The sequence below is a fragment of the Ramlibacter albus genome, assembly GCF_014297445.1.
Lineage (GTDB): Bacteria > Pseudomonadota > Gammaproteobacteria > Burkholderiales > Burkholderiaceae_C > Ramlibacter > Ramlibacter albus.
The window spans coordinates 868268-880939 of sequence record NZ_JACORU010000001.1 but is presented as its reverse complement, the minus strand read 5'-3'; the positions used below and the strand labels follow the sequence as shown (position 1 = coordinate 880939).

Annotated in this window: 6 protein-coding genes; 5 read left to right on the top strand and 1 reads right to left on the bottom strand. The window is 68.5% G+C overall.

The genetic code is table 11. The features are described from left to right. Positions 1-4: 4 nt before the first annotated feature. A complete protein-coding gene (locus H8R02_RS04035; protein WP_187080044.1) occupies positions 5-2824 on the bottom strand; it encodes an RCC1 domain-containing protein in 2820 nt (939 codons plus the stop codon). Positions 2825-3025: 201 nt separating this feature from the next. Between H8R02_RS04035 and H8R02_RS04030 the strand changes: the two genes are divergently transcribed. From H8R02_RS04030 to H8R02_RS04010, 5 genes are all read left to right on the top strand, one after another. Further along, complete coding sequence (locus H8R02_RS04030) at positions 3026-6589, top strand: indolepyruvate ferredoxin oxidoreductase family protein (RefSeq protein WP_187080043.1); 3564 nt, start codon at positions 3026-3028, stop codon at positions 6587-6589. A 100-nt stretch (positions 6590-6689) separates the two neighbouring features. Then, entirely contained in the window at positions 6690-7013 is a 324-nt protein-coding gene (gene yajC / locus H8R02_RS04025; protein ID WP_187080042.1) for a preprotein translocase subunit YajC, read from the top strand. After that, on the top strand, positions 7014-8897 hold the full coding sequence (gene secD / locus H8R02_RS04020) for a protein translocase subunit SecD (RefSeq protein ID WP_187080041.1): 1884 nt from the start codon (positions 7014-7016) through the stop codon (positions 8895-8897). Positions 8898-8907: 10 nt separating this feature from the next. Continuing rightward, complete coding sequence (gene secF / locus H8R02_RS04015) at positions 8908-9861, top strand: protein translocase subunit SecF (RefSeq protein ID WP_187080040.1); 954 nt, start codon at positions 8908-8910, stop codon at positions 9859-9861. Positions 9862-9883: 22 nt separating this feature from the next. After that, entirely contained in the window at positions 9884-12670 is a 2787-nt protein-coding gene (locus tag H8R02_RS04010; RefSeq protein ID WP_255429136.1) for a DUF1631 family protein, read from the top strand. Positions 12671-12672: the final 2 nt, after the last annotated feature.

Sequence of the window (12672 nt, the reverse complement as noted above, 5' to 3'; positions counted from 1 at the left end):
TGTCTCACTTGCTCCCCGCGCGCAGGCCCGGCGTGATGTCCACCGGCGCGCGGCTCGCATCCATCTCGTAGATGCGCCCGTCCTTCGCGAACAGCCAGGTGCGGTCGGCCACCGGCTTGAGCACGCGGATGAGCGACGGCACGAAAATGAAGGTCGTGCCGCCGCCCGGGTTGCCGAAGTCGATGATGCCGGTGTCGCGCAGCAGGATGTTCGAGCCGGTGGCGATGTCCGCGCCGATGTCGCGGTACAGCGGCGCCGCGCGGCCGAAGGCCTGCGAATACGTGCGGGGCGAAGTTCCCGCAGCCGTCGACCCACCCCACACGTAGACCTCGTCGGTCAGCGTCGCCGCGTAGATCGTGTCGGCGGCCGCGCCGGACGCCTTGACGCTGTTCAACTGGCGCACCACGCCCGGGAGGTTGAGGTTGCGCGCCGTGAACTGCTGGTTGAGGTTGAAGACCGCCTGGTCGGTGTTGAACGTCGACGCGTCCGCGAACCCGAATCCGGCTTCGTAACCCGAGCCCCACCCGAACACGCGGCCGTCGGTGGTCAGCACGAACTGCGCGTTCACCGATGCGGCGACCGAGTCCGCCTTCGGCAGCGGCGTCACCTGCCGCACCGGCGCGATGCAGGCCGGCACCACGCGGTAGGTGTTCAGGTTGGCCTGCGACTGCGTCGTCACCGTCGTGCCGAAGATCGTGCGCATGTAATCGCGCGTCTGGAGCAGGCCGGTGCCGCTCGCCGGCGTCTGGCGGTAGACCGCACCGCCGAACTGGTCGCGGCCCCACACGAACACGTCGCCGTTCGCGTCGCGTGCGATCCAGTTCTCGTTGTACTTGCCCACCGCCATGTCGGTGATGTTGGAAAGCCCCTGCACCTGGATCGGCGAGGGGATGCTGTCACCCGTGCTGCCCGGCAGCCGGAACTGCGACGCGGCGATCTGCGCCGACTGCTCCGCGGCCGTGCCGCTGAGGAACACGCTGCTGATGCAATAGACGGCCGACCCCCACGCCCACACCGTGCCGTCGTTCTTCAGCATGTACGCCTGCTGCGCGATGCGGTCCGACGCCGCGGTGATCGGCAGCGCGGTCTGGCGCAGGTTGGGCGTGGAGAAATGGAACAGCCGCTTGACGTTGGTCGCGAAGTTGTCGATGCGCGTGATCGTGCTGCCGTTGGTCGTGCGGAACAGCGTCACCGTGCCGTCGGCCAGCAGCAAGGCGGTGTCGATGACGATGTTGCGCGCGTCGCTCACGCTCGAGTCGGCCACGAGCGGGATCGTGTTGTAGTACTCCATGCGGTACACGACGTCGATGATCGACTTCGCGGTGGGCACGAGCGCGCTGCCGACGGTGGCCGCCAGCTGCTCGGCGGCGGCCTGCGACCAGTCCGGCAACCGAGTCGCGGCATAGGTGCGCGTGGTTGCCGCAGGTGTGCCGTCGAGCGCGTAGCCGTCGAGGCGGCCGTCGGTGAGGTCGCGCGCGAACTCCTCGGCGAACGACAGCGCCGGCGTGGCCAGCGAGGGGTTGAAGCGCTGCGAGCTCTTGACGAGGCCGCCGTTGACGATGGCCGAGACGCCGTAGCGGCTGTTCTTCACGGTCGACGCGTTGCTGCTCGCGTCGATCGGTGTCGGCAACGCTTTCGCCGACGCGAGCGTGTAGCTGTCGACGTAGCGCACGTTCACCGCGGTGCGCACCACTTCGTTCGCAGCCTGCACCTGCTGCACCGTCAGGCCGCGCAGGTCGCCGTCGGCGGCCAACGGCGTGATCCCCGCGCGGATGGCCGACGGCGTGCGCTTGTAGTTGTTGAGCGCGTAGCGGAAAGCGGCTTCGGTCAGTGGCGAGACGCCCACGTGTTCGTCCCAGCGGTCCACCAGCGCATGCATCACCGTGCCGGCCGGGAAATCGACGAGCGTGTTGCGGCCTTCGTCGAAGTAGCGCGCGCCGGCGCGGCCGCGCAGCGTGAGCAGGAAGGGACCGGTGCGGTTGAAGGTGCGCACGGTCACGAGCCCGTTCGTGCTGTCGGTGAGCGCTTCGCCGATTAAGGTGCCGTCGGACAGGTCGGTCACCTGCATCAGCCCGCCGAGCACCTTGCCGAAGCCGCCGCCGACGCCCGCCCCGCCGCCGACGCCACCCACGCCGCTGCCGTCGCCCCCCTGGTCACCCGGGGACGGCGCCCCCGCGAACGCGGACCGCCCGCAGGTGCCGGCGCTCGGGATGGTGCTTTCGATGCCGGCGCCGTACCCGGTGGTCACCGACGCCGCGCAGCTGCTCGCCGAGGTGTTCGAGGTGTTCGTCGAGTAGGTGCGGTTGCTCGTCACCCGCGTGTTGAAAGCGCGCGCCGCGGAGCCCCAGGTCACGTCGGATTCCAGCCCGACGAGGATGCCGATGAGGTTGGCGACGATCTGGCCGCGCGCGCTCGAAGGATAGGCGCCGAAGTACGCGACGAGGGCTGAATAGAGGATGTTGTACGAGTTCGGATTCACCGATTGCGCGGTGACGCCCATGTTGGCCAGCACCATCGTCGAGAAGGTGGTGTCCGGGTAGTTCGCGAAGTCAGCCGCGAACTGCGTGGCAAGTGCCGCGCTGCCGCCGCCGGCCTGGCCGAGCAGCGTGGCGTACTCGCCGAAGCCGGGCGCGGCGTTGTAGAACGCCTGGTACGCACGCAACGCGGTGGTGCTCGCATCGGCGGCCGCCACTTGCAACTGCGGCGCGGGTGCCTGCGCGAGCGGCGCCGGGCGAACCGGGGGCGGCGAAGCTCCGCCACCGCACGACACCAGCAGGACGGAAACGAGCGCAGCCCCCAGCCGCAACGCGCCGGACTTCTCCATACCCCACCTCCGTTGTTCTTCGCGGCCACGGTAACTGCTCGGCCACGGCATTGCAACTCTTTCAGTAATTTGTGGGCTATCTTTCGTCGCTTCGACCAAACGCGCAAGAACCTTTCCCAAACCGCCGCCATTCGGGCAAACAAAGCAAAGACTTATCTGCCGAGCGGTCCTACACTCTGCCGATTCAGGAGACTCCCCCGCATGAACGCTCCCCTGCCCGAGCACATCCGCAAGGCGCTCGAAACGGTCACCCTCGACGACAAGTACTCGCTGGACTATGGCCGCGCGTTCATGAGCGGCGTGCAAGCCCTCGTGAAGCTGCCCATGCTGCAGCGCCAGCGCGACGCGCTGCAAGGCAAGAACACCGCCGGCTTCATCAGCGGCTACCGCGGCTCGCCGCTGGGCGGCTACGACCAGGCGCTGTGGAAGGCCAAGAAGTACCTGCAGGCGCAGAACATCGTGTTCCAGCCCGGCGTGAACGAGGAGCTCGCGGCCACGGCCATCTGGGGCACGCAGCAACTGGGCTTCGCACCGCCGGGCAGCAACAAGCACGACGGCGTGTTCGGCATCTGGTACGGCAAGGGGCCGGGCGTGGACCGCTGCTCCGACGTGTTCAAGCACGCCAACATGGCGGGCACGACGCCCTGGGGCGGCGTGATCGCGGTGGCCGGTGACGACCACGTCGCGAAGAGCTCGACGGCCGCGCACCAGAGCGACCACATCTTCAAGGCCTGCGGCCTGCCGGTGTTCTTCCCGGCGACCGTGCAGGAGATCCTCGACCTCGGGCTGCACGCTTTCGCGATGAGCCGCTATGCGGGCGTCTGGGCGGGCATGAAGACGATCCAGGAGATCGTCGAGTCGAGCGCCACGGCGTCCATCGACCCGGAGCGCGTCGAGATCAAGCTGCCGACCGACTTCGTCATGCCGCCCGGCGGCGTGCACATCCGCTGGCCCGACCTTGCGCTCGACCAGGAGGCGCGCCTCTTCGACACCAAGTGGTACGCGGCGCTCGCGTACATCCGCGCGAACCGCCTGAACCACAACGTCATCGAAGGCCCCAACGACCGCTTCGGCATCATCGCCAGCGGCAAGGCGTACAACGACACGCGGCAGGCGCTGCTGGACCTCGGGCTCGACGACGACACGTGCCGCCGCCTCGGCATCCGTTTGCACAAGGTCGCCGTCGTGTGGCCGCTCGAAGCGCAGATCACGCGCGAGTTCGCCACGGGCCTGCGCGAGATCCTCGTGGTAGAGGAAAAGCGCCAGGTCATCGAGTACCAGCTGAAGGAAGAGCTGTACAACTGGCGCCCCGACGTGCGCCCGGACGTGCTCGGCAAGTTCGACGAAGTCGCGGGTGACTTCTCCGGCGGCGAGTGGTCGCAGCCGAACCCCACCGCCAACACGCTGCTGCGTGCCAACGCCGATCTGTCACCCGCGCTCATCGCGCGCGCGATCGCCAGGCGCCTGAAGAAGCTGGGCGTGGACAGCGACACCGCCGCGCGCATCGACACGCAGCTCGCGATCCTCGAAGCAAAAGAGCGCGCGATGTCGGTGGTGGAGGTCAAGGGCGACCGCCAGCCGTGGTTCTGCTCCGGCTGCCCGCACAACACGTCGACCGTGGTGCCCGAAGGCTCGCGCGCGATGGCCGGCATTGGCTGCCACTTCATGGCGACGTGGATGGACCGCGCGACCGTCGGCTTCACGCAGATGGGCGGCGAAGGCGTGCCGTGGGTCGGCATGCAGCCCTTCAGCAACGAGAAGCACATGTTCGCCAACCTCGGCGACGGCACGTACTTCCACAGCGGCCTGCTCGCGATCCGCCAGTCGATCGCGGCCGGCGTGAACATCACCTACAAGGTGCTCTACAACGACGCCGTCGCGATGACGGGTGGCCAACCGGTCGGCGAGCGCCCCGAAGGCCACACGCCGATGCAGATCGCGGCGAGCCTCGTCGCCGAAGGCGTGAACAAGCTCGTGATGGTGACGGACCAGCCGGAGAAGTACACGCTGGCCAAGCTGCCGCCGGGCACCGAAGTGTTCCACCGCGACGAGCTCGACAAGGTGCAGCGCATGCTGCGCGAGATCCCCGGCGTCACGGCCATGATCTACGACCAGACCTGCGCGACGGAAAAACGCCGCCGCCGCAAGCGCGGCACGATGGAAGACCCGGCCGTGCGCGTGATGATCAACGACCTGGTCTGCGAAGGCTGCGGCGACTGCAGCGCCAAGAGCAACTGCCTGTCGGTCGAGCCGCTGGAGACCGAGTTCGGCCGCAAGCGCACCATCAACCAGAGCACCTGCAACAAGGACACGAGCTGCCTGAAGGGCTTCTGCCCGTCGTTCGTCACGGTCGAGGGCGGGCAGCTGAAGAAGAAGGCCAAGGACAAGGCCGTCTCGCCGTTCGAGCTGGGCGAGCTGCCCGAGCCGCGCCTGCCTTCGACGCACGATGCGTACGGCATCGTGGTCGCCGGCGTCGGCGGCACCGGTGTCATCACCATCGGCCAGCTGCTCGGCATGGCCGCGCATATGGAAGGCAAGGGCATCGTGACGCAGGACGCCGCGGGCCTGGCCCAGAAGGGCGGCGCCACCTGGAGCCACGTGCTGATCTCCGATTCGCAGGACGCGATCCGCACCACGCGCGTGGGCATGGCGGGCGCGGACCTCATCATCGGCTGCGACCCGATCGTCACCGCGGGCAAGGAGACGGTGCTGCGCATGCGCGAAGGCCGCACGCACGTGGCGCTCAACGCGCACGGCACGCCGACGGCCGCGTTCGTCAAGAACTCGGCCTGGACGAACCCGTCCGACGCCTGCGCCGGCGAGATCGCCAAGGCGGTGGGTGACGCCGGCGTCGCTGCGTTCAACGCCGAAGCCGCGTCGACCAAGCTGATGGGCGACAGCATCTACACCAACCCCATGATGCTCGGCTTTGCGTGGCAGAAGGGCTGGGTGCCACTGGCGCGCGAGTCCCTGCTGCGCGCGATCGAGCTCAATGGCGTGGCGGTGGAGGCCAACAAGGCCGCGTTCGAGTGGGGCCGCCGCGCCGCGCACGACTGGGCCTCGGTCGAGAAGCTGCTCGCCCCCGCGCAGGTGATCGAGCTGAAGAAGCGCGAGACGCTGGAGACCATCGTCGCGCGCCGCGTCGAGTTCCTCACGGACTACCAGAGCGCCGCGTACGCCGACACCTATCGCGACTTCGTCGACCGCGTCCGCGCGGCGGAAGCGGCGCTCGGCAAGACGACGCTCTCCGAAGCGGTCGCCCGCAACCTCTTCAAGCTGATGGCGTACAAGGACGAGTACGAGGTCGCGCGCCTGCACACCGAGACCGGTTTCCGCGAACGCGTGGCTGCCCAGTTCGAAGGTGATTTCAAGATCAACTACCACCTCGCACCGCCGCTGCTGGCCAGGCGCAACGAGAAGGGTGAACTCGTGAAGTCGAAGTTCGGCCCCGCCACGGTGATGGCCTTCAAGGTGCTGGCCAAGCTCAAGGGACTGCGCGGTACCGCGCTGGACATCTTCGGCCGCACCGAGGAGCGCCGCACCGAGCGTGCCCTGATCGGCGAGTACCGCGCGAGCGTCGAGCGGCTGCTGGCCGGGCTGGCTGCGGGCAACCACGCGCTGGCGGTCGAGATCGCCCGCATCCCGGAGCAGGTCAAGGGCTTCGGGCACGTGAAGGAGCGCAACCTGGCCGCCGCCCGCACCCGCTGGGCCGAGCTGGAAAGCCAGTGGGCGGCGGGCCCCACCGCCGGCCGGCAAGCCGCCTGATCGGCGGCCCTACAATCGTCCTTTTCCCCGCGAACCCGCGCGGCGCTTGAGCGCGGCCGGCTCGCGGGCTTTGCCATCCCCATAACGCCTCGGAGCCGCAGTGTTCATTCCTTCCGCCTACGCCCAGGCCGCCCCCGCCGGGGGTGGCGCCACCGACATGCTCGGCGGCATGTTGCCGCTGGTGCTGATGTTCGTGGTGCTTTACTTCGTGATGATCCGCCCGCAGATGAAGCGGCAGAAGGAACATCGCGCCATGATCGAAGCCCTCGCCAAGGGCGATGAGGTGGCCACCGCCGGCGGCGTGATCGGCAAGGTCACCCGCCTGGACGACACCTACCTGGGGCTGGAGATCGCCAGCAACGTGGAGATCCAGGTGCAGCGCAGCGCGGTCGTGCAGGTGCTGCCGAAGGGCACGCTCAAGTAAATGAACCGCTATCCGCTCTGGAAGTACGCGATCATCGTGGTCGCGTTGCTGGTGGGGGCCATCTACGCCCTCCCCAATTTCTTCGGCGAGTCGCCGGCGGTGCAGGTGTCGGCGGGCAAGCCTTCGGTCAAGGTGGACGCCGGCGTGCAGCAGCGTGTGGAACAGGCGCTCAAAAATGCCGGGATCCAGCCGCAATTGGTCACCCTGGATGCCAATTCCGTCAAGGTGCGCCTGGCCAGCGGCGAGGAGCAGCTCAAGGCCAAGGACGCGCTGCAGAAGGCGCTGGTGCCGGACGCCAACGACTCCAGCTTCGTCGTCGCCCTGAACCTGCAGTCGCGCTCGCCCCAGTGGCTCACCGCCCTCCATGCCCAGCCGATGTACCTGGGCCTGGACCTGCGCGGCGGCGTGCACTTCCAGCTGCAGGTGGACATGCAGGCGGCCCTGACCAAGAAGGCCGAGTCCTTCGCGGGCGACCTGCGCACCCTGCTGCGCGAGAAGAACGTGCGCCACGCCGGCATCGCGCGCAACGGGCAGATGGTGGAAGTGCGCCTGCGCGAGCCCGGCGCGGCCGATGCCGCGAAGAAGATCATCGCCGAGCAGCTGCCCGAGATGCAGGTCACCGAGACCAGCGACGGCGGCGACACCAAGCTCACCGGCACCATCCGCCCCGAAGCGGCACGCAAAGTGCAAGAGCAGGCACTGAAGCAGAACATGGTGACGCTGCACAACCGCATCAACGAGCTGGGCGTCGCCGAACCGGTGATCCAGCAGCAGGGGGCCGACCGCATCGTCGTGCAGCTGCCGGGCGTGCAGGACACGGCCAAGGCCAAGGACATCATCGGCCGCACCGCCACGCTGGAAGTGCGCATGGTCGACGAGAGCAACGAGGCCCGCGCCGCCGAGCTCGGCTCGGCGCCCGTGCCTTTCGGCGACGAGCGCTTCCCGGACCGCGAAGGCCGCCAGATCGTCGTGAAGAAGCAGGTGGTGCTCACCGGCGACAACCTCACCGACGCGCAGGCCGGCTTCGACAACCAGACGCAGGAGCCCGCCGTGCACCTGACGCTGGACGCCAAGGGCGCGCGCATCTTCAAGGACGTCACGCGCGAGAACGTCGGCAAGCGCATGGCCATCCTGCTGTTCGAGAAGGGCAAGGGCGAGGTCGTCACCGCCCCCGTCATCCGCAGCGAGATCGGCGGCGGCCGCGTGCAGATCTCCGGCCGCATGACCACCGTGGAAGCCAACGACGTCGCGCTGCTGCTGCGCGCCGGCTCGCTGGCCGCGCCCATGGAGTTCATCGAGGAGATGACCATCGGCCCGTCGCTCGGCGCCGAGAACATCACCAAGGGCTTCCACAGCGTGGCCTGGGGCTTCGCGGCCATCTGCGTGTTCATGGTCATCTACTACCACCTGTTCGGCGTGTTCTCCAGCATCGCGCTGGGGGTGAACCTGCTGCTGCTGGTGGCCATCCTGTCGATGCTGCAGGCCACGCTCACGCTGCCCGGCATGGCGGCCATGGCGCTGGCGCTCGGCATGGCCATCGACTCGAACGTGCTGATCAACGAGCGGGTGCGCGAGGAGCTGCGGGGCGGCGCCTCACCGCAGGCGGCCATCCACGCGGGCTACGACCGCGCCTGGGCGACCATCCTCGACTCCAACGTCACCACGCTGATCGCCGGCTTGGCCCTGCTGATCTTCGGCTCGGGGCCGGTGCGCGGTTTCGCCGTCGTGCACTGCATCGGCATCCTCACCTCGATGTTCTCCGCGGTGTTCTTCTCGCGCGGCCTCGTCAACCTCTGGTACGGGCGCAAGAAGAAGCTCAAGTCGGTTTCGATCGGCACGGTATGGCGGCCGGGCGGCGAAGCCGCTATAACCAAGGCGGAGTAAGGAAAAGTAAATGGAATTCTTCAAGATCCGGCGGGACATCCCGTTCATGAAGAACGCGCTGGTGTTCAACGTGATCTCGCTGGTGACCTTCCTGGCCGCCGTCTTCTTCCTCGTGACGAAGGGCCTGCACCTGTCGGTGGAGTTCACCGGCGGCACCGTCATGGAGGTGAGCTACTCGCAGCCCGCCGACATCGAGAAGGTGCGCGCCACGGTGGCCCAGCTCGGGTACACCGACGTGCAGGTGCAGAACTTCGGTACTGCCCGCGACGTGATGATCCGCCTGCCCGCGCAGAAGGGTGTGAGCTCGGCGCAACAGAGCGAAAAAGTGCTCACCGCGCTGAAGGCCGCCGACCCGAGCGTGGTGCACCGCCGCACGGAGTTCGTGGGGCCGCAGGTCGGCGACGAGCTCGCCACCGACGGCCTGAAGGCGCTGGCCATGGTGGTGGTGGGTATCGTGCTGTACCTCGCGATCCGCTTCGAGTGGAAGTTCGCGGTGGCGGCGATCATCGCCAACCTGCACGACGTGATCATCATCCTGGGCTTCTTCGCCTTCTTCCAGTGGGAGTTCTCGCTGGCCGTGCTGGCGGCGGTGCTCGCGGTGCTCGGCTACTCCGTGAACGAATCGGTCGTGATCTTCGACCGGATCCGCGAGAACTTCCGCCGCTACCGCAAGATGAACACGGTGCAGATCATCGACAACGCCATCACGTCGACGATCAGCCGCACGATCATCACGCACGGCAGCACGCAGATGATGGTGCTGTCGATGCTGTTCTTCGGCGGGGCCACGCTGCACTATTTCGCGCTGGCGCTTACCATCGGCATCCTGTTCGGCATCTATTCCTCTGTGTTCGTCGCGGCCGCCATCGCCATGTGGCTCGGCATCCGCCGCGAGGACCTGGTGAAGGGCCAGTCGAAACGAGAAGGCGACCCCAACGACCCCAACGCAGGGGCCACGGTCTGAAGTAGTACAAGCGCCCATGTCCATGCCCCAGATGCCCCACGCAGCCAACCCGGCCCGCCAGGCCCGGGAGCATTTCGTGGGCAAGCTGGAGGCTGCGCTCGCACCCCTGTCGGACGAGATCCGCCAGAAGCTGATCGAGCTGGTCGACTCGGCCGGCAGCACCCGCGAGATGCAGGACAGGCGCGACGCCATGTTCGAGTTCGACCGCGTGCGCGGCGCCTGGGTGCAGGCCACGCAGAAGGCGTGGCGCGGCGCGGTGGTGCCGCCCACGGCGACGGCCCGCGTGCGGCTGGACGCGATGAGCCTCGAGCTGATCGGCGACGACGTGGTCGAGAACAAGATCCTGTCGTCGCGCCTGGCGCTGGCGGTGCAGGAGAAGGCGTCCGACCTCAACGACCTGAAGACGCGCGTGCGCCATGTCGAGGGCACCGAGGAGCTGGCCAAGGAGGACATCCTCAACCCCGACGCTGTCGCGCAGCTGATGGTGGAGCAGTGGATGGCCGCCAAGCTGCCGCGCGAGACGTGGCTGCTGGTCAAGGACGTCATCCACGAGCAGATGGTGCCGAAGATGGTGGAGGCCTACAAATCCACCAACGAGTTCCTGGTGAAGAACGGCGTGCTGCCCGAGATCGACATGTCGGGCCGCGTCAAGCGCTCGGCGGCGCCGCCGCGCCGCGCCGGCCCCGGCCCGCAGGGCGAGCCGCCGCCTCCCGAGGAGCAGCAGCCGATGGACCCCGGTGCGTCCGGTGGTTACGGCCCCACGTCCGGTGGCTACGGCCAGGGCTCGGGCGGCTACGGGCCCAGCTCCGGAGGTTACGGGCAGCAATCGGCACCGGGAGGCTACGGCGGCCACCCGTCGGCCCCCGGCCACGGCGGTTTCGCACCGAGCCGGCCGGGCGGGCTGCCGCAGGCCGGCGGTGGCGGCAATTACGGGCCTCCCGGCAGCTACGGCCAGCCGGGCGGCAACTACGGACATCCCGGCGGCGGGCAAGGCCACCCGGGCGGCGGGCAGGCGGCCCGCGGCGGACAGGGCGGCTACGCGCCGGCCGGCGGCCAAGGCTACGGTGCGCCCGGCGGACAGGGCCGCAATGGCGCTCCCGGCGGCCAGGGTTACGGTTCACCGGGCGGCCAAAGCGAGTACGGCCCCGGCGGTGCCCAGGGCGCCCCGCAGGCCGGCAGCGGCATGTGGCAGGGCGACGGCGGCGCCACGGTCGGGGGCCAGAGCGCCTACACGGGCCAGGGCGGTGTCCAGGACGAAACGCGCATGCTCACGGGCACGACGCCGCTGGCGCGTGCGCGGGCCCGCGCGACCGGCATCGTCGGCCAGCTGCGCCGGCTGCTGACCGACAAGGTGCAGGGCTACGACGGCGTCGCGGGCGCGCAGCCGTCACCCGCGCTGGCCGAGGCGATGGCGCAGCACGAGCACGCCACGCAGGTCAACACGCAGGTGAACACGCGCGTCGGCCAGGAAGGCACCGTGCAGGGCGGCGAGATCGTGGTGTACGACGACGCCGCGGTGGAGCAGGTCGCGCAGGACCTGCGCAAGCGCACCGTCGACCTCAAGAAGAAAGCCTCCACCACCACCGAGAAGGCCACGATCGAGATCGTGGCGCTCATGTTCCAGAGCATCCTGGCCGAAGAGCGCATCCCCGCGGCCATCCGCGTGTGGTTCGCGCGGCTGCAGATGCCGGTGCTGCGCGTGGCGATCGCCGAGCCCGAGTTCTTCGGCTCGCTCGAGCACCCCGCCCGCCAGCTGATCGACCGCATGGGCTCGTGCGTGCTGGGCTTCAACCAGGCCACCATCAACGGCAGCGCGCTGGAGACCGAGATCAAGCGCGTGGTGCAGGTGATCGAGCAGTACCCCGAGACCGGCCGGCGCGTGTTCCAGCTGGTCTACGACGAGTTCCAGAAGTTCCTCGGCAAGTTCCTCACCGAGAAGGGCGCCACGCAGAAGCTGGTGAGCGTCGCGCAGCAGGTGGAGCAGAAGGAAACGCTCGCCATCCAGTACACGATCGAGATGCGCAAGCTGCTCACCGACGTGCCGGTGCGGGAGGAAATCCGCGAGTTCCTGTTCAAGGTCTGGGCCGAGGTGCTGGCCGTGGCCGCCGTGAAGCACGGCCCGCAGCACGAAGAGACGCAGGCGCTGAAGAAGGCCGCGGCCGACCTCGTCTGGGCCGCGAGCGCCAAGCCCAACCGCAACGAGCGCGCGAAGGTCATCGCCGACCTGCCCAAGCTGCTGCTGCGGCTGCGCAGCGGCATGACGCTGATCGGCGTGCAGGGCCCGGCGCAGGAGACGCACATCAAGACCATCGGCGACACGCTGGCCGATGCCTTCCTGTCCAAGACCGAGTCGATCCCGCGCGAGCGCATCGACATGATGGCCAAGCGCCTCGCCAACCTCGAGGACTTCATCGAGGACGACGAGACGGCCGACCTGCCGCTGGACAAGGAAACGATCGAGATGATGCTGGGCATCGACGCCACGGACATCGAGGTGATCGGCTCCGGCGGCTCGCAGCCGAACGCCGCCATGCAGGCCTGGGCGCAGGAGCTGCAGCTGGGCAACTGGTTCAACCTGGACCACAACGGCAAGGTGAGCCAGGTGCAGTACGTGTGGCGTTCCGACCGTCGCCAGCTGCACCTCTTCGCATCGTCCGACGGCCGCAGCTGGCTGATCCAGCTGCGCCGGCTCGCGGCGTACCTGCAGGCGGGTTTGCTGGTGCCGACGGAAGAAGAAGCGCTCACCGTGCGCGCCACGCGCGAGGCGCTGGCGAAGCTCGAGGCCAACCCCGAACGCCTCGTCCAGTAGGC